This window comes from Nocardioides hungaricus (genome assembly GCF_054782915.1).
This window is the reverse complement of record NZ_BAAGRO010000064.1, coordinates 9390-27568: the sequence shown is the minus strand read 5'-3', so window position 1 is coordinate 27568 and position 18179 is coordinate 9390. Positions and strand designations below refer to the sequence as shown.

Sequence of the window (18179 nt, the reverse complement as noted above, 5' to 3'; positions counted from 1 at the left end):
GATCCCGGGCGACGACGTGCGAGATGCGCATGTCGAGACACTAGACATTCGAGTGGCTTCGAGGTGCGATCGGCACCGAGCACCTGGTATCCGGTGCCCGGGTTCGGGCCTACCGTCCACCGTGTCCGCTGAGCACGGCATGGGGGTCGATGCCCTCGACGGGTGTGGGGTTCACGTGGACGGTCACGGCCGCCAGCTTCGGGACCCGATGGATGAGGTCGTGCTCGGCGGTCACGGCGACGTCGTGGGCCGCGGCGACGGTGAGCGCGTGGTCGACGGTGAGGTCGGCCTCGGCGCGGATGCGGTGGCCGACCCAGCGCATCCTGACGCCGTCGACGGCGACCACCCCCGGCACCTGGGCGAGTACGCCGTGAGCGCGGTCCACCAGGTCGGGCTCGATCGCGTCCATCAGCCGCCGGTAGATGTCGCGCGCGGCGCCGCGCAGGACCACCAGGATCGCCACGGTGATGAGCAGCCCGACGATCGGGTCGGCCACGGGGTAGCCGAGTGCGACGCCGACGGCTCCGCCGGCGACGGCCAGCGAGGTGAACCCGTCGGTCCGGGCGTGGATGCCGTCCGCGACGAGTGCCGCGGAGCCGATCCGGCGGCCGACACGGACGCGGTAGACCGCGACGGCCTCGTTGCCGAGGAAGCCGATGAGGCCGGCGGCGAACACGACCCAGACGTTGTCGAGCGGCTGCGGGTCGAGCAGCCGGCGTACCGACTGCCAGCCGGCCACGACCGCGGAGAGCGCGATCATGGCGACGATGAACACGCCGGCGAGGTCCTCGGCGCGGCCGTAGCCGTAGGTGTACCGCCGGGTCGGGGAGCGTCGGGCGAGGGCGAAGGCGATCCACAGCGGCACCGCCGTGAGGGCGTCGGAGAAGTTGTGGACGGTGTCGGCGAGCAGCGCCACGGATCCGGTGACGAGGACGACGCCGAGCTGGGCGAGTGCGGTGACGCCGAGTGCCACCAGGCTGATCTTGAGCGCCCGGATGCCCTCCCTGCTCGACTCCAGGGCCGAGTCGACCGAGTCGGCCGCGTCGTGGCTGTGCGGCCGGACGACGGCGTGCAGGAGCCCGGAGATGCCGGACCGGTGCGGGTGCCCGTGCCCGTGGTTCATCGGTCGCGCCCTCCGGCGAGCGGGACGACCGCGCCCTGGTCGCTGCTGCCCCGGTGGTGTGCCGGGACGCCGCCCGAGGCGTGCTCGGCGTTGTGGAGGGCGTCCTCGACGAGCTGACGGATGTGGTCGGACTCGATCCGGTAGAACACCTGGTTGCCCTGTCGACGGCTCTGCACCAGCCGGGCCATGCGGAGCTTGGCCAGGTGCTGGGACACCCCCGCCTGGGCCTTGCCTACCGCATCGGCGAGCTCGTTGACCGACCGCTCTTCGTGCAGCAGCTGGTGCAGCAGCTTGATCCGGGTCGCATCGGCCAGCATCCGGAAGACCTCGACCGCGAGGTCGACCTGCTCGTCCGGCGGAGGCGCCACCACATTCGTACCTGCCACATTCGTATCTGCGCGCATGCGCATACGATACCTGCCGTCGCGCTACTCGCCCCAGCCCATCGGGAAGACCTCGAACGCCGCCGCGAACGCGACGCCCAGGCGCTGCCCGGTCTGCCGGGCGGAGCCCTCGAGGAACTCGCGGGCGTCCCAGTTCTCCCAGCCCAGCCCGTCGATGTAGGCGCGGTGCGCCTCGAGGGAGTCGACGCCGGCGCCGAAGGTGGCGGTGGTGTCGACCGCGTGCGTGGCCTGCGGCGACCCGAACGCCCACACCGCGCGTACGCCGCCCCACGGCTCCAGCCCGTCGACGAGCTGCTCGCGGAAGACCCAGCGGTTCCCGGCGTCGCGGACCGCGTCGACGACGGCCCGGCCGGTCGCGACGTGGTCGGCCTGGTTGAGGCTCACCCCGCCCCAGGTGTCGCGGAAGTTGCCGGTGACGACGACCTCGGGACGGTGCCGGCGGACGACCTCGGCGATCGCGCGACGCAGCGGCACGCCGTACTCCAGCACGCCGTCGGGCTGGCGCAGGAACTCCACCGCCGGCACCCCGACGATGCGCGCGGACTCGACCTGCTCGGCCTCGCGGACGCGACGGCACTCGTCGGGGTCGAGCGCGTCGATGCCGGCCTCGCCGCTGGTCACCATGCAGTAGACGACCTCCTTGCCCTGGCCGGTCCAGCGTGCGACCGCGGCCGCGGCGCCGAACTCCATGTCGTCGGGGTGCGCGACCACGCACAGCGCCCGTTCCCAGTCCTCCGGCAGCACTTCGAGCGGCTCCATGTCCCGAGCATGGCAGGGTGCGGGCATGGTTGGGTACGCCGACGCCGGGCTCCGTCTCCCGTCGGCGAGTGCGCGCTGGCGCGGCGCCGCCTTCCGCGAGGAGCTCTGGCGCTGGGTCGCGGGCGTGGCGGGGGAGCCGACCGCGCTCGACCCGGTCAAGGTGCGGGCGTGGGCGACGGTCTGGCGGACGGAGACCGCGAGCGGCGTGTTCTACGCCAAGCAGAACTGCGCGACCCAGGCCCACGAGGCGGCGCTCGTCGTCGCGCTCAACGACCTCGCTGCCCGCCACGTCGTCCCGCTGGCCGCGGTCGACCTCGGCCGCGGGCAGTTCCTCACGCCCGACCAGGGCGAGCCGCTCGGCGACGGCACGATCGACGACTGGTGCCGGGTGGTCGCGGCCGGCGCCCAGCTCCAGCTCGAGGTGTCGCGGTACGCCGGCCGCCTGGTCGACGCCGGCCTCACCGTGCTCGCGCCGGCCGACTGCCCGGAGTATGCCGCGCGGCGGCTCGCCGAGCTGGCGCCGCCCGAGCAGCCCCGGGCCACGCTCGTCGACGTCGAGCGCTGGGCCGACCGGGTCGGCGCGCTCGGGCTGCCGCTCACGCTGTGCCACAACGACCTGCACGGCCGGAACGTCTTCGACCGCGCCGGCGAGCTCCGGTTCTTCGACTTCGCCGACGCGCTGGTCGCCGAGCCGCTGGCGGCGCTCCTGGTGCCGCTCACCGTGCTGCGCCACCAGCTCGACTGCGCGCCCGGCGACCCGCGGCTGCGCCGGGTGGCCGACGCCGGCCTCGAGGTCTGGAGCGACTACGCGCCGACGACCGAGCTGCGCGCCGTACTGCCCGCCGCGCTGCAGCTGGCACGGCTGGCCCGGGTCGAGTCGTGGGTCCGCTGCACCGCGGCGATGGACGACGCCGAGCGCGCGGAGTGGGGCGGCTCCGCCGCGGCCTGGCTCGCCTCGCTGGGGGAGCCGGCGCCCGGCGCGTGAGGTCGGTCCGGCGCGGGTACGACATCGCCATGAGCTACCCCCTGAGCCGGCTCCTGTCCGCCGCGACCGCCGCCTACGGCGGCTACGCCCTGGCCCAGCCCGCGCACCTCTGGCAGGCGCTGCGGGCCGACCGCAAGGACCGCGAGGGGCTCGAGCTGCTCGCCCGGACCTACGGCGTGCGCGACCTGGCCATCGGCGGCCTCGGCATGCTCGGCCGCCGGCCCGGGACGGTGCGGACCGCGATGCTGCTGCGGATCGCGATGGACCTCGGCGACTGCGCGCTGCTGACGGCGAAGGCCGACGACGACGGGGTGCGACAGAAGGTCGCCGCGATCACGCTCGGCTGGGCCGGCCTCAACGCGCTCGCCCTGGCGATCGACAGCCGCCGGGCCGATGGGTGAGGTCCGCTTCGGACTCGTTTAGGGGAGCCTCGGCTTCGTTGCGCGGCGGGAGGCAGCGCGCAAGAATCGGCGTTGACTTGAATCATTCAAGTAAGCACACCCCGATCCGAAGGAGATGCTGATGAGCTCGGCCATCCACACGCCCTCCGACCTCGCGACGACCCCCGAGGTCGCCGCGGCCGCCGCCCAGTTCCTCACCCCGGTGGTGATCGATCTCGAGGCGCTGGTGGTGAACGGCAAGCAGGCCCACTGGCACGTCCGGGGCGGCAGCTTCATCGGCGTCCACGAGCTGCTCGACAGCGTGGTCGACCATGCCCAGGAGTACGCCGACACCGCGGCCGAGCGCGTTGTGGCGCTCGGGCTGCCCCTGGACTCGCGGCTCGCGACCGTCGCGGCGAAGAGCACGCTCCCCGAGCTGGCCGACGGCTTCCAGCAGTGGCCCGAGACGGTGGCCGCCGTGGTCGCCCAGATCGACGCCGCCCTGGTCACCGTCCGTGCCGCCGTCACCGGCCTCGACGAGATCGACCTGAGCAGCCAGGACGTCGCGATCGAGATCGAGCGCGGCCTGACCAAGGACCGCTGGCTGCTCCAGGCGCACGTCGCCGGCTGATCCCGATCGGCGGACCTGCCGTTGGGATGTAGGTAAGGCTAGCCTTATACTCGCTCCATGAGGTCCCGCCGCCGTACCGGCCCGCTCGCCCACGTCCTGGTCGCCGTCGACGCCTCCGAGATCGAGGCCGTCCGCGCGCTGCTCTGCCTGCTCCCGGAGGACGCCTACGGCCAGGTGTACGTCGAGGCCGACACGGACGCCGCACTCCCGGACCTGCCCCGGCCGGCCCGTGTCGCGCTCACCGTGCTGGTGCCCGACGAGGCGGACCGGCCCGGAGCGCGGCTCAGCGCAGCCGTCGCGACCTGGGCCGAGGAGTGGATGGTGGCCGAGCCCGACCCCACGCGCGAGGTGTCCGTGTGGGTCGGCGCCACGGTCCGCTGGGACGCCGCCCCGGTCTCGGGCCTGCTCGAGCGACTCTGAAACCGTGGCGGCTAGGCTCACCGGCGCCCCGGGGCGTTAGCTCAGTCGGTTAGAGCAAGCCACTCATAATGGCTCGGTCGTCGGTTCAAGCCCGACACGCCCCACGCACCTGACGCTCGAACGTGGATCGGGCGACCTCCACGACAGATGCGTCAGGTACGTCGACCGACCGACCGGACGCGACCGCCACCCGTCCGGGACCGACCCTGGTCGGCCCGGACAGTCGGACCGGCGAGCCTTGTCCGGCTCGACGAACACAGCGGCCGGGCCGGTTCCTACGGTGGGGCGCCATGAGAAGCACTCTGTCCGAGGTGCAGACGTGGATCGGCGAGCAGTTGCCTGCCCTGATCGAGAAGTACGACGTGCCCGGCGCCGCCGTGGCCGTCCTGAAGGACGGCGAGGTCGTGGACGCCGCGGCCGGGATCCTGCACCAGGGCACCGGCGTGGAGGCGACGACGGACTCGCTGTTCCAGATCGGCTCGATCACCAAGCTGTGGACCGCCACGCTGGTGATGCAGCTGGTCGACGAGGGCGTGGTCGACCTGGACGTCCCGGTCCGCACCTACCTGCCGGAGTTCCGCATCGGCGACGAGGACGCCGCCGCGGCGATCACCACCCGCCAGCTGCTCGACCACACCAGCGGCTTCGAGGGCGACATCTTCACCGACACCGGGGTCGGCGACGACTGCGTCGAGAAGTACCTCGGCGTGCTCCACGACGTGCCGCAGCTGTTCCCGGTGGGGGAGCAGTTCTCCTACAACAACGCCGGCTACTGCGTGCTGGGCCGCCTCGTCGAGGTGCTGCGCGAGAAGACCTACGACGAGTGCCTGCGCGAGCATCTCTTCGCGCCGCTCGGCCTCACCCATGCCGCGACCAGCCCGTACGACGCGATCATGTTCCGCGTCGCGCAGGGCCACATCGAGCTCGAGCCGGGCGCCGGCTACCACCCCGCCCCGGTCTGGGCGCTGGCCCGCTCCAACGCGCCCGCCGGCGCGATGCTCGCGATGCGTCCGCGCGACCTGGTCGCCTTCGCGAAGATGCACCTCGACGACGGCCGGGCCGCCGACGGCACCGCGGTGCTCGCGCCCGGCACCGCCGCGCGGATGCACGCCAAGCAGGTCGAGCTGCCCTACCTCGGCGTGATGGGCGACTCGTGGGGCCTGGGCTTCGAGCGCTTCGACACCGCCAACGGCGAGATCATCGGCCACGACGGCAGCACCATCGGCCAGAACGCGTTCCTGCGGATGGTCCCCGACGCGGGCCTGGTCGTCGTACTCCTCACCAACGGCGGCGACACCCTCTCCCTCTACCACGACGTCGCCGGCCACGTGATCGCCGAGCTCAGCGACACCGAGCTGCCGGCGCTCCCGAAGCCGCCCGCCGACCCGGAGAGGATCGACGCGAGCCGGTACGTCGGCACCTACTCCTCGCAGGTCGCCGACCTGGTCGTCAGCCAGGACGAGGACGGCCGGATCTGGATCGACCAGCGCCCCAAGGGCCTCTTCGAGGAGCTCGGCGAGCAGCCGGAGCGCCGCGAGCTGGTGCACTTCCGCGGCGACAGCCTGATCAACGTGGAGCCCCAGCAGGGCGTCCACATCCCGCACGCCTTCGTCGGCGACGACGGCGACGGACACGCCCGGTACCTCCACATCGGTCGCGCCGTCCGGCGCGCCGGCGCCTGACCGAGAGCAAGGATCCGCCCATGAAGCTGAAGGCATCGCTCGCCATCTGCGCGACCACCGTCCTCCTCGCCGGTTGCGGCGGCGGGGGAGGCGGCGACAACTCCGCTGGCGGGGGAGGTGACAGCGAGTACGCCGACGGCGGCACGTTCACCATGTCGATCGCCGGTGACCCGGGCAAGCTCGACCCGCAGTCGTCGGCGAGCACCCAGCTGTTCACCGTCAACCAGCTCGCCTACGACAACCTGCTCTTCATCGACGGGAAGACCGGCGAGGTCAAGTCCCAGCTCGCCACGGACTGGCAGGTCGACGGCACGACCGTCACCCTCACCCTCGCCGAGGGCGCCACCTGCTCCGACGGCAGCGACTTCACCGCGACGATGGCGGCCGACAACATCGCCTACGTGGGCGACCCGAAGAACAAGAGCCCCTACCTCGGCACCTTCCTGCCGGTGGGTGCGACCGCGAAGGCCGACGACGCGGCGGGCACGGTGACGATCACGCTGGCGCAGCCGGCGCCGTTCGTGCTCAACGGGCTCGCCAGCCTCCCGATGGTGTGTGCGTCCGGCATGCAGGACCGCAGGTCGCTGGCCGACTCGACGGCCGGCACCGGTCCCTACGAGCTCACCGAGGCGGTGCCGGGCGACAGCTACACCTACCAGATCCGCGAGGGCTACACCTGGGGCCCCGACGGCGCCACCACGGCCGAGAAGGGCATGCCCGACACGGTCGTCATGAAGGTCGTCCAGAACGAGGGCACGGCCGCGAACCTGCTGCTCTCCGGCGACGTGAACGCCGCCACGATCCAGGGCCCGGACGCCAAGAGGGCCGAGGGCGCCAACCTGTTCAGCGTCAGCACGACGGCGATGGTGGGCGAGCAGTGGTACAACCACAACGACGGCCGCACGACCGCCGACGCCGACGTCCGGATGGCGCTCACCCAGGCCGTCGACTTCAAGGAGCTCGCCTCGGTCGCCACCGGGGGAGAGGGCACCCTGGCGACGACGTTCGCCTCTCTCGACCCGTCCTCCTGCCCGGGCGACTCCGTCGGCCCCGCGCTCCCGGCCCAGGACGTCGAGGCGGCCAAGGCGGTCCTCGAGGGCAAGAAGCTCACCTTCCTCTACTCCAGCGCCGCCGGGCCGGCCGTCGCCGGCGCGGCGGAGCTCGCCGTCCAGCAGTGGGAGGCCGCGGGCGCCACCGTGACCGCCAAGGGCGTCGACGAGACCGCGCTCCAGGGCGCGATCTTCGGCACCGGCGACTGGGACGTCGCCTGGGTCCCGCTCAACGTGAGCAGCCCCGACCAGCTGGTCCCGTTCCTGTCCGGCCCGGGCCTGGCCGATGGCGGCACCAACTTCTCCGGCATCGACAACCAGGAGTACGCCGACGGCGTCGCCGCGGCCGCCAAGACGAACGGCACCGAGGGCTGCTCGACCTGGCTCGACGCCGAGTCGAAGCTCGTGGCCGCCGCCGACATCGTGCCCTTCGCCAACAACGCGGTGAAGACCTACGGCAACGGCGCGGAGTTCGACTACCCCGGCACCCTGATGCCCACCAGTATCCGGATGCTCGCGAACTGATGTCCCTGGCGAGCTCGGTCGCCCCGCCGCCGGCCGCACGGGTGGGAGTCGCCTCCCACCCGTGGGTCCGGTTCGCGGTACGGCGTCTCGGCCGCCTGCTGGTCTCCCTGTGGGTGCTGGTGACGGCGTCGTTCCTCATGATCCACCTGATCCCGGGCGACCCGGTGCGGGCGGCCCTCGGACCGACCGCGCCGGCCGCACTGGTCGCCGCGAAGCGCGAGGAGATGGGCCTCGACGACCCGCCGCTCGTGCAGTACTGGCACTACCTGCAGAACCTGTTCACCGGTGACTTCGGCACCTCGCTGGTCTCCCAGCTGCCAGTGTCGGAGATCGTCGCCCAGCGGCTGCCGGCCACGCTCCAGCTCGCGCTCCTGGCGTTCCTGGTCGCGGTGGCGGTCGCGGTGCCGCTCGGCGTCACCATGGGCGTGCTCACCCGCCGCGGCCACGGCCGGCGCACCGAGCTCGCCTTCACCACCACCAGCGTGATCCTCGGGACCATCCCCGACTTCCTCGTCGCCGTCGGCCTCGTCTACGTCTTCGGCGTCGACCTCGGCTGGCTGCCCGTGGCGGGCAACGACACGCCCTCGGCGTACGTCCTGCCGGTGATCGCCCTGGCGGTCGGCCCGGCCGCGATCCTGTCCCGGATCGTCCGGGTCGAGATGGTCGCCGTGCTCGAGGCCGACTTCGTCCGTACGGCCCGCTCGAAGCGGGTGCCGGACCGCACCGTCTACCTGCGCCACGCGCTGCCCAACGCGCTCACCGCCTCACTCACCCTGGGCGGGCTGATCCTGAGCGCGATGGTCGCCGGCACGGTGCTGGTCGAGAACGTCTTCGCCTGGCCCGGGCTGGGCAGCACCATCGTGTCGTCGATCCTCAACAAGGACTACCAGGTCGTGCAGGCCGTGGTGCTCGTGTACGGCGCCGGGGTGCTGCTCGTCAACACCGTCGTCGACGTGGCGCTCGCCCTCCTCGACCCCCGATCCATGATCCGGGAGGACTGAGACCCGATGAAGCGCTGGCTGAGCGTCCTCCGGACGCCGCTGGGCCTGACCGCGGCGGCCCTGACGGTCGCGGTCCTGGTGCTCGCGGTCGTGGCGCCGATCCTCTGGACCGACGAGGCGAACGCCGTCGACACCGCCGACATCCTCGCCGGCCCGTCCGCGGAGCACTGGGCGGGCACGGACAACCTCGGCCGCGACATCTTCTACCGGACGCTCGTCGCCACCCGCCTGTCGGTGTCCCTGGCCCTGACGGCGACGCTGATCGCCGTCGTCGCCGGGCTGGTCCTCGGGACGGCGTCGTTCCTGCTCGGCCGCCGGTCCGGCCGGCTGGTCAACGCCGGCATCAACATCGCCGTGGCGTTCCCGGGCATCCTGCTCGCGCTGTTCTTCGCGGTGATCTTCGGCGTGGGAGCCAAGGGCGCCGTCCTGGCGATCGGTCTCGCGGGCGCACCCGGGTTCGGCCGCCTCACCCAGACCCTCGTGGCCGGCGTGGCCGCCCGTGACTACGTCGCGGCCGCCCGCGTCGCCGGTGTCGGCCGGCTCCGCATCCTCCTGCGGCACGTGCTGCCCAACATCTCGGAGCCGCTCGTCGTCAACGCCACCATCGGCGCCGGTGGGGCGCTGCTGGCGTTCGCGGGCCTGTCGTTCCTCGGCCTCGGCGTCCAGCAGCCCCGCTACGACTGGGGCCGGCTGCTCATGGACGGCGTCGCCTCGATCTACGTCAACCCCGCCGCGGCGCTCGGGCCGGGCGCCGCGGTGCTGGTGGCCGGCCTCGCGTTCAACCTGTTCGGCGAGTCCGTCGCCAAGGCCCTCGGTGTCGGCGTCGTCGGTGGCGTGAAGCTGCCGCCGGCCGAGACGGCCCTCGCGGCCGAGGAGCCGGCCGACGAGGTGCCCGGCACGACGGCCGGCGACGTGGTGCTCGACGTCCGGGACCTCGTCGTCACGTTCCCCGGTCCGGCCGGGCCGATCCGCCCGGTGCGCGGCATCTCCTTCGCCGTACGGCGGGGCGAGGCGGTCGGCGTCGTCGGCGAGTCCGGCTCCGGCAAGTCCCTGACCGCGCTGGCGATCTCACGCCTGGTCGGCGACCCGGGCCGGGTCGAGGCGAGCCGGCTCGAGCTGCTCGGCACCGACCTGCGCGAGCCCCACACGAAGGCCCAGCGACGGCTGCTCGGCACCTCGCTGTCGATGGTGTTCCAGGACCCGATGACCTCGTTCAACCCGACGCAGCGGATGGGCGGCCAGCTCGCCGAGTCGGCCCGCCATCATCAGGGCATGAGCCGCAAGGCGGCTCTCGCGCGGGCGATCGACCGGCTGGGCGCGGTCCGGATCGCCGAGCCGGAGAGGCGGGCGCACCAGTACCCGCACGAGTTCTCGGGCGGCATGCGCCAGCGCGCGATGATCGGCATGGGCCTGATGGGCACGCCGTCGCTCATCGTCGCCGACGAGCCGACCACCGCGCTCGACGTCACCGTCCAGCAGCAGGTGCTCGACCTGCTCGCGGCGATCCGCGCGGCCGAGGACGTCGCACTGGTGCTGATCAGCCACGACGTCACCGTCGTCGGCGAGGTCTGCGACCGAGTGCTCGTCATGTACGCCGGCACGATCGTCGAGGACCTGCCCGCCGCCGACCTGGCCACCGCCGCGCGGCACCCCTACACCCGGGCGCTGGTCGCGGCCGTCCCCGACATGGACACCGACCTCGACCGGCCGCTCGCGGTCATCCCCGGCCGGCCGGTCGACCCCGCCGACGTACCGCCCGGGTGCGCGTACGCCGCCCGCTGCCCGCTCGCCACCGAGCGGTGCCGCGCCGAGCAGCCGCCGCTGCTCGCCGACCCCGACGACCCGGCCGGCCGCCGGGTCGCCTGCTGGCATGCCGGCGAGCGGCTGCGCCTGGAAGTCGAGGACCGCGACCTCGAGGAGGTGGAGGTCCCGTGAGCGCGCTGGTCTTCGACGCGGTGACCGTCCGCTACGGCCACCTGACCGCGGTCGACGCCGTCAGCCTCACCGTGCCGGCCGGTCAGGTCGTCGGCCTGGTGGGGGAGTCCGGCTCCGGCAAGTCCACCCTCGCCCGCGCCGCGGTCGGCCTCGCGCCGGTGCACGGGGGGCGGATCCTGCTCGACGGGGAGCCGGTGTCGACCAGGGGCCGCAACCGCCCGCTGCAGATGGTCTTCCAGGACCCGTACTCCTCGCTCGACCCGCGGATGAGCATCGGCGAGAGCGTGGCCGAGGCGCTCCCGCGTGGCGCCCTGTCCTCGGGGAGGGGCCGCGCCGAGCGCCGGACCGAGGTGGGGCGGCTGCTCGAGCTGGTTCACCTCGACCCGAGCCGCGCGGGCGCCCGGCCCTCCGAGCTCTCCGGCGGCCAACGCCAGCGGGTCGCGCTGGCTCGCGCGCTCGCCGGCCGACCGAGCGTCGTGATCGCCGACGAGATCACCTCCGCGCTCGACGTCTCCATCCAGGGCGCCGTGCTCAACCTGGTGCGCGAGCTCCAGCGCGAGCTCGGCCTCTCGATGCTGTTCATCTCCCACAACCTCGCTGTCGTCCGCTACGTCGCGACCCACGTCGCGGTCATGCACCGCGGCCGGATCGTCGAGCAGGGCCCCACGGCCGAGGTGCTGGCCGCGCCCGACCACGACTACACGCGCGAGCTGCTCGCCGCCGTACCAGGAAGCAGGAACTCCCGATGACCCGCCGCATGACGATCGACGACCTCACCGCGATCGCGGTCCCGTCCCAGCCCGCGCTCTCGCCCGACGGCAGCCGCGTCGTCTACGTGCTCCGCACGCTCGACGAGGAGGACGACCGCAACGTGGACCGGCTCTGGACCGTCCCGGCCACCGGCGGTACGCCGCGCCGCCTGACGTCCGGGACCACCGACACCGCCCCGGCCTGGTCGCCGGACGGCACGCGGCTGGCGTTCCTGCGCGACGGCCAGGTGCACGTGCTGGCGGCCGACGGCGGCGAGCCGGAGCGGGTCACCGACCTCGCGCTCGGCGCGGGCGCCCCGGTGTGGTGCCCGGACGGCGCGCGGCTCGCGTTCACCGCGCCGGTCGACCCGGCCGGTGACGAGGGCGGGACCGGCCCGCTGGTCACGAGGCGGGTGGACTACCAGGCCGACGGCGCCGGCATGTTCGGCGCGGTCCGCAGCCAGCTGCACGTCGTCGACCTCGCCTCGAGGGACATCCGTCAGCTCACCGACGGCGACCACGCCGGCCGGCCCGACTGGTCGGCCGACGGCCGCACGCTCGCGTTCACCCGCAAGGTCGGCGACGACAGCGACCTCACGCTCCGCACCGCCGTGCACCTGCTCGACGTCGACGACCCCAAGGCGCGGCCGCGGGTGGTCGCGCTGGAGGACGGCATCGCCGCCACCGTGTCGTTCGGCAGCGACGGCGCCAGCCTGCTGGTCGTCGGCCATGAGGGGCTCGCGCTCGGCCACGCGCACCTGCTCCGCGTCCCGCTCGACGGCGGTGCGCCCACCGACCTCTCCGGTCATCTGGACCGCAACGTGATGCCCGGCGGCCCGGCCTACCCCGGCGCGCTGCCGGTCGAGACCGCCGACGGCCGGGTGCTGTTCGCGGTCCGCGACCGCGGCTGCAGCCACCTCTACGATGCGAACGGCCCGGTCCTCGCCGGCGCCGGCCGCGTCGTCTCGGGCCTCTCGGTCGCCGGCGGCACGGCCGTCGTCGCGCTCGCCACGCCCACGTCGTACGGCGAGATCGTCGCCGTCGACCTCGCGAGCGGCGCCGAGACCGTGCTGACCGACCACGGCGCCGGCGACCCTGATGGCATCGAGCTGTTCGTCCGCGAGGAGCGCACGTTCGCGATCTCCGACGGCACCGAGGTGCAGGCCTGGCTGGTCCGCGACCCCGCCGTCGACGGTCCGCTGCCGCTGCTGCTCGACATCCACGGCGGCCCGCACAACGCGTGGAACGCCGCCGCCGACGAGATGCACGTCTACCACCAGGCGCTCGCCGCGCGGGGCTGGGCGGTGCTGCTGGTCAACCCGCGCGGCAGCGACGGCTACGGCGCGGCGTTCCACGATGGCGTGCAGGGCGCCTGGGGCGTCGCCGACGTCGACGACTTCCTCGAGCCCGTCGACGCGCTCGTCGCCGAGGGGCTCGCCGACCCCGAGCGGCTCGCCGTGACCGGCTACAGCTACGGCGGGTTCATGACCTGCTGGCTCACCGGCCACACCGACCGGTTCCGTGCGGCCGTCGCGGGCGGCGTCGTCAGCGACCTGGTCAGCATGTACGGCCACAGCGACGACGGCGCGCTCCTGGGCCGCTACGAGCTCGGCGGCACCCCGTGGGCCGAGGTCGAGCGGTACGCCGCGATGTCGCCGCTCACCCGCGTCGACAAGGTCACCACCCCGACGCTGGTGCTGCACGGCCGGGACGACCTGACCTGCCCGGTCGGCCAGGCCCAGCAGTGGCACACCTCGCTGCGCGAGCGCGGCGTCCCGACCGAGCTGGTCCTCTATCCCGACGCCTCGCACGTCTTCGTCCTGCTCGGCAGGCCGTCGCAGCGGATGGACTACAGCCGCCGCGTGGTCGCCTGGCTCGAGCAGTACGTCGAGCGCGGCGGCCGCCCGCGCGTCGACGCCGCCCACTGGCAGCGCCGCCTGGAGGTGCTCGCGCGCAGGCACCGGGTGCCCGGCGCCCAGCTCGGCATCCTCGACGGGGCCGGCCCCGATGGCGACGTGGTCGAGGCGGCGTACGGCGTCCTCAACAGCCGCACCGGCCAGCCGGCCACCACCGACTCGGTCTTCCAGATCGGCTCGATCAGCAAGGTGTGGACGGCCACGGTCGTCATGCAGCTCGTCGACGAGGGGAAGGTCGCGCTCGACACCCCGGTCGTCGAGGTGGTCCCGGAGCTCCGGCTCTCCGACCCGGACGTGACCAAGCGGCTGACGATCCGGCACCTGCTCACGCACACCAGCGGCATCGACGGCGACGTCTTCACCGACACCGGCCGGGGCGACGACTGCCTGGAGAGGTACACCGAGCTGCTCGCCGACGTCGCCCAGAACCACCCGCTCGGCGCGACCTGGTCCTACTGCAACTCCGGCTGGTCGCTGCTCGGCCGCGTGATCGAGAGGCTCACCGACCAGACGTGGGACCAGGCGATGAAGGAGCGGCTGTTCACCCCGCTCGGCCTCGACCACACCTGCACGCTGGCCGAGGAGGCGATCCTGTTCGCCGCCGCCGTCGGCCACGTGGACGGCGAGAGCGGCCAGGAGCCCACGCCCGTCTGGGATCTGCCGCGCTCGGTCGGTCCGGCCGGCCTGATCAAGTCGACGGTCCGCGACGTGCTCGGCTTCGCCCGGATGCACCTCTCCGGAGGACGCGCACCCGACGGCACGCAGGTGCTCTCGCCCGCGTCGACCGAGGCGATGACCCGCCACGAGGCCGACCTGCCCGACAAGCTCGTCCTCGGCGACTCCTGGGGCCTGGGCTGGATCCGCTTCGGCTGGAACGGCGCGCGGCTGATCGGCCACGACGGCAACACCCTCGGCCAGGCCGGCTTCCTGCGACTGCTGCCCGCTGCCGCCGATCGGCCGGGGATGGCCGTCGCGCTGCTCGCCAACGGCGGCAACACCCGCGACCTCTACGAGGACCTCTACCGCGAGATCTTCCGCGAGGTGGCCGGTGTCGAGATGTCCACCCCGTTCGCGCCGCCGGCCGAGCCGGTCGAGGTCGACATCGCGCCGTACGTCGGCACCTACGCGCGCTCGTCGGTGCGGATGGAGGTGCTCGCCCAGGGATCGGCAGCGGGGCCGACCCTGCGCACCACCATCCTCGGCCCGCTGGCCGAGATGGTGCCGGACCCGGTGGAGGAGTACCCGATGGTGCCGGTCGGCCCCGCGCTGTTCGCGGTCAAGCCGCCCGAGGCCGACACCTGGGCGCCGGTGACCTTCTACGAGCTGCCGACCGGCGAGCGCTACGTGCACTTCGGCGTGCGCGCGACCCCGCGGGTGGACTGATGGAGCAGCTTCTCGCCGACATCCGCGAGCTGGTCGAGTGCGAGTCGCCGTCCGCGGACCTGGCGGCCGTCGCCCGGTCCGCGGACGTCGTCGCCCGCGTGGGCGAGCGCCGTCTCGGCGTACCGCCCGAGCGGATCGTGATCGACGGCCGCACCCACCTGCGCTGGCGGCTGGGCGACGGGCCGTCGCGGGTGCTGCTGCTCGGCCACCACGACACGGTGTGGCCGATCGGCTCGCTCGCGACGCACCCGTTCTCGATCGAGGACGGCGTGCTGCGCGGCCCCGGCTGCTTCGACATGCTGGCCGGGGTCGCGATGATGCTCCACGCGGCGGCGGGGAAGGACGGCGTCACCATCCTGGTCACCGGCGACGAGGAGCTCGGCTCGCCGAGCTCGCGCGGGCTGATCGAGCAGGAGGCGCGCCTGGCCGAGGCGGCGCTCGTGCTGGAGGCGTCCGCCGACGGCGGCGCGCTCAAGACCGAGCGCAAGGGCGTCTCCCTGTACGGCGTGCGGGTGGTCGGCCGGGCCGCGCACGCCGGCCTGGAGCCGGAGCGCGGGGTCAACGCCACGCTCGAGCTCGCCCACCAGGCGCTCGCCGTCGCCGGGCTGGCCCGCCCCGGCCTCGGCACCACCGTCACCCCGACGGCGGCGACCGCCGGCACCACGACGAACACCGTGCCCGCCGAGGGCTCGTTCGCCGTCGACGTGCGGGTGCGCACGATCGAGGAGCAGGACCGGGTGGACGCCGCGATGCGCGCGCTGCGACCCGTGCTGCCGGGCGCCGTGATCGAGGTGACCGGCGGGCCGAACCGCCCGCCGCTCGACGCCGCCTCGTCACAGGCGCTCTACGAGCGGGCCCGCTCGCTCGCCGTACGTCTCGGGCTGCCGGTGCCGCCCGCGGCCGCGGTCGGCGGCGCGTCCGACGGCAACCTCACCGCGGGCGTCGGCTGCCCCACGCTCGACGGCCTCGGCGCCGTCGGGGGAGGGGCGCACGCCGACGACGAGCACGTGCTCGTCGACGAGTTGCCCGGTCGCACGCAACTGCTCGGCGCCCTGGTCGCCGACCTGCTGGCGCTGCCGACGAACGACCTGCTCGCGACTGGTGCAGACCGACCATGACGAGCCCGGAGAACCGCAGCAGCATGGGCGTCGTGACGAACCTGGCCGCGATCGACGCCGACCTGGACCGCGCCGTGCAGGCGGCCGACGCCGCCGCGCTCGCCGCGGGCGTGTCGGTGCGCGAGATCGGCGACCTGGCCGAGCTGGCTGCGGCCGTGGACCTCTACGCGAGCATCTGGGGCCGCGCCGACAGCCCGCCGCTCTCGGTGGAGCTGCTCCGCGCGCTCGGCAAGGCCGGCAACTACGTCGGCGGCGCGTTCGACGGCGAGCGGCTGGTCGGCGCCTGCGTCGGCTTCTTCCACGCGCCGTCCGAGGACGCGCTGCACAGCCACATCGCGGGCGTGCACGCCGACGTCGGCGGCCGGCACGTCGGCTTCGCGCTCAAGCTGCACCAGCGCGCGTGGGCGATGCTGCGCGGCGTCTCGACGATCGCGTGGACCTTCGACCCGCTCGTGAGCCGCAACGCCTACTTCAACCTGGTCAAGCTGTCCGCCCGCCCGGTCGAGTACCTCCCGAACTTCTACGGCCCGATGCTCGACGATCTCAACGGCGACGACGAGTCGGACCGGCTGCTCGTCCGCTGGGACCTGCGCGCCCCGGACGTCGTCGCCGCCTGCTCCGGTCGTACGGCGCCGGCGCTGGTCGACGAGGAGGTCGCGGCCGGTGCCGTGGTCGGCGTCGGCGTCGGCGCCGACGGGGGGCCGGAGGCCGGCCGGCTGGCCGGCCCGATCGTGCTCGTCGCCGTACCCCACGACATCGAGGCGCTGCGCCTCGCCGACCCGGCACTCGCCCAGCGCTGGCGCGTCGCGGTCCGCGAGGCGCTCACCGCGCTGGTCGCGGACGGCGGGCGGGTGACCGGGTTCGACCGCAACGGGTGGTACGTCGTGAGGAGAGAGCAGTGAAGCTGACCGGAGTCGAGCTGCGGCGCGTGACGATGCCGCTGGTGGCGCCGTTCCGCACGTCGTTCGGGACCCAGACCGCCCGCGAGTTGATGCTGCTGCGCGTCGTCACCGACGAGGCCGAGGGCTGGGGCGAGTGCGTGGCGATGGCCGACCCGCTCTACTCCTCGGAGTACAACGAGGCCGCCGCCGACGTGCTGCGCCGGTTCCTGGTGCCCGCGCTCGCCGCGTCCGGACCGCTCGACGCCCACGCGGTCGCGCGCGTGCTGGAGCCCTTCAAGGGCCACCGGATGGCCAAGGCCGCGCTGGAGATGGGCGTCCTCGACGCCGAGCTGCGCAGCCAGGGCCGCTCGTTCGCGCGCGAGCTCGGCGCCGTCCGCGACCGGGTGCCGTGCGGCGTCTCGGTCGGGATCATGGACAGTGTCGCGGCGCTGCTGGACGCCGTCGGCGGCTACCTCGACGAGGGCTACGTCCGGATCAAGCTCAAGATCGAGCCGGGCTGGGACGTCGAGCCGGTCCGCGCCGTCCGGGAGAGGTACGGCGACGACGTGCTCCTCCAGGTCGACGCCAACACGGCGTACACCCTCGCCGACGCCCGCCACCTCGCGCGGCTCGACCCCTTCGACCTGCTGCTCATCGAGCAGCCGCTCGAGGAGGAGGACGTGCTGGGCCATGCCGACCTCGCGAAGCTGATCCGGACGCCGGTCTGCCTCGATGAGTCGATCGTGTCGGCGCGGTCCGCCGCGGCGGCGATCCGGCTGGGCGCGGCCGCGATCGTGAACATCAAGCCGGGCCGGGTCGGCGGCTACCTCGAGGCGCGCCGGATCCACGACGTGTGCGTCGCGAGCGGCGTCCCGGTGTGGTGCGGCGGCATGCTCGAGACCGGCCTCGGCCGGGCCGCGAACGTGGCGCTCGCCGCGCTCCCGGGGTTCGCGCTGCCGGGCGACACGAGCGGGTCGGGGCGCTACTACCGCACCGACATCACCCCGCCGTTCGTGCTCGACGACGGCCACCTCGCGGTGCCGAGCGGCCCGGGCCTGGGCGTGGTGCCGCTGGAGGACGAGCTGGCCGCCGTCACGACCGCGTCCGAGTGGCTGCCCGTGTGAGCTGCCCCGGGGCCGAACTCGTGAGGACCGGGAACCAGCAGCCAGGTCGAGTAGCCGCACGAGCGAGGCACGAGCTCGCGACCGGCGTATCGAGACCGAGTCGTAGGCTGGCGC

16 protein-coding genes and 1 tRNA gene are annotated in these 18179 nt (G+C 73.7%); 14 read left to right on the top strand and 3 right to left on the bottom strand.

From position 1 onward, the window contains the following. Nucleotides 1–109: 109 nt before the first annotated feature. The 3 genes from ACYVKX_RS21770 to ACYVKX_RS21760 are packed head-to-tail and all read right to left on the bottom strand — an operon-like array spanning nt 110 to nt 2286. Nucleotides 110–1123: a cation diffusion facilitator family transporter gene (locus ACYVKX_RS21770; RefSeq protein WP_460835791.1), complete on the bottom strand. Its 1014-nt coding sequence runs from the start codon at nt 1121–1123 to the stop codon at nt 110–112. Next, nucleotides 1120–1527, bottom strand: a complete 408-nt coding sequence (locus ACYVKX_RS21765; RefSeq protein WP_460835790.1) for an ArsR/SmtB family transcription factor — start codon at nt 1525–1527, stop codon at nt 1120–1122. Before ACYVKX_RS21765 ends, ACYVKX_RS21770 begins: the two co-directional genes overlap by 4 nt. Nucleotides 1528–1551: 24 nt before the next feature. Then, on the bottom strand, nt 1552–2286 hold the full coding sequence (locus ACYVKX_RS21760) for a PIG-L deacetylase family protein (protein ID WP_460835789.1): 735 nt from the start codon (nt 2284–2286) through the stop codon (nt 1552–1554). Between the two features lie 25 nt (nt 2287–2311). Between ACYVKX_RS21760 and ACYVKX_RS21755 the strand changes: the two genes are divergently transcribed. From ACYVKX_RS21755 to menC, 14 genes are all read left to right on the top strand, one after another. Next, a complete protein-coding gene (locus tag ACYVKX_RS21755; protein WP_460835788.1) occupies nt 2312–3271 on the top strand; it encodes a phosphotransferase in 960 nt (319 codons plus the stop codon). 29 nt (nt 3272–3300) lie between these two features. Then, nucleotides 3301–3672 (top strand): hypothetical protein, encoded by a 372-nt coding sequence (locus tag ACYVKX_RS21750; protein WP_460835787.1) that lies wholly within the window; start codon nt 3301–3303, stop codon nt 3670–3672. Between the two features lie 121 nt (nt 3673–3793). After that, the gene (locus ACYVKX_RS21745; RefSeq protein ID WP_460835786.1) at nt 3794–4282 is read left to right on the top strand and encodes a Dps family protein; all 489 of its coding nucleotides are present in this window, start codon (nt 3794–3796) and stop codon (nt 4280–4282) included. Between the two features lie 57 nt (nt 4283–4339). After that, nucleotides 4340–4702, top strand: a complete 363-nt coding sequence (locus ACYVKX_RS21740; RefSeq protein WP_460835785.1) for an SIP domain-containing protein — start codon at nt 4340–4342, stop codon at nt 4700–4702. Between the two features lie 30 nt (nt 4703–4732). Then, nucleotides 4733–4806, top strand: a tRNA-Ile gene (locus ACYVKX_RS21735). A gap of 186 nt (nt 4807–4992) precedes the next feature. Next, nucleotides 4993–6384: a serine hydrolase domain-containing protein gene (locus tag ACYVKX_RS21730; RefSeq protein ID WP_460835784.1), complete on the top strand. Its 1392-nt coding sequence runs from the start codon at nt 4993–4995 to the stop codon at nt 6382–6384. A 20-nt stretch (nt 6385–6404) separates the two neighbouring features. Continuing rightward, the gene (locus ACYVKX_RS21725; protein ID WP_460835783.1) at nt 6405–7958 is read left to right on the top strand and encodes an ABC transporter substrate-binding protein; all 1554 of its coding nucleotides are present in this window, start codon (nt 6405–6407) and stop codon (nt 7956–7958) included. After that, a complete protein-coding gene (locus ACYVKX_RS21720) occupies nt 7958–8959 on the top strand; it encodes an ABC transporter permease (RefSeq protein WP_460835782.1) in 1002 nt (333 codons plus the stop codon). Before ACYVKX_RS21725 ends, ACYVKX_RS21720 begins: the two co-directional genes overlap by 1 nt. Before the next feature lie 6 nt (nt 8960–8965). Continuing rightward, a complete protein-coding gene (locus ACYVKX_RS21715) occupies nt 8966–10894 on the top strand; it encodes a dipeptide/oligopeptide/nickel ABC transporter permease/ATP-binding protein (protein WP_460835781.1) in 1929 nt (642 codons plus the stop codon). Then, nucleotides 10891–11643 carry an ABC transporter ATP-binding protein gene (locus tag ACYVKX_RS21710; protein ID WP_460835780.1) on the top strand — a complete coding sequence of 251 codons (753 nt, stop codon included), beginning with the start codon at nt 10891–10893 and terminating at the stop codon, nt 11641–11643. Before ACYVKX_RS21715 ends, ACYVKX_RS21710 begins: the two co-directional genes overlap by 4 nt. Further along, nucleotides 11640–14942: a serine hydrolase gene (locus ACYVKX_RS21705; RefSeq protein WP_460835779.1), complete on the top strand. Its 3303-nt coding sequence runs from the start codon at nt 11640–11642 to the stop codon at nt 14940–14942. The genes ACYVKX_RS21710 and ACYVKX_RS21705 overlap by 4 nt, the downstream gene beginning before the upstream one ends. Next, on the top strand, nt 14942–16060 hold the full coding sequence (locus ACYVKX_RS21700; RefSeq protein ID WP_460835778.1) for a M20/M25/M40 family metallo-hydrolase: 1119 nt from the start codon (nt 14942–14944) through the stop codon (nt 16058–16060). Before ACYVKX_RS21705 ends, ACYVKX_RS21700 begins: the two co-directional genes overlap by 1 nt. Then, nucleotides 16057–16962, top strand: coding sequence for a GNAT family N-acetyltransferase (locus ACYVKX_RS21695; RefSeq protein ID WP_460835777.1), 906 nt, complete (start codon nt 16057–16059; stop codon nt 16960–16962). The genes ACYVKX_RS21700 and ACYVKX_RS21695 overlap by 4 nt, the downstream gene beginning before the upstream one ends. Next, a complete protein-coding gene (menC, locus tag ACYVKX_RS21690; protein ID WP_460835776.1) occupies nt 16959–18065 on the top strand; it encodes an o-succinylbenzoate synthase in 1107 nt (368 codons plus the stop codon). Before ACYVKX_RS21695 ends, menC begins: the two co-directional genes overlap by 4 nt. The last annotated feature ends 114 nt before the right edge of the window (nt 18066–18179 follow it).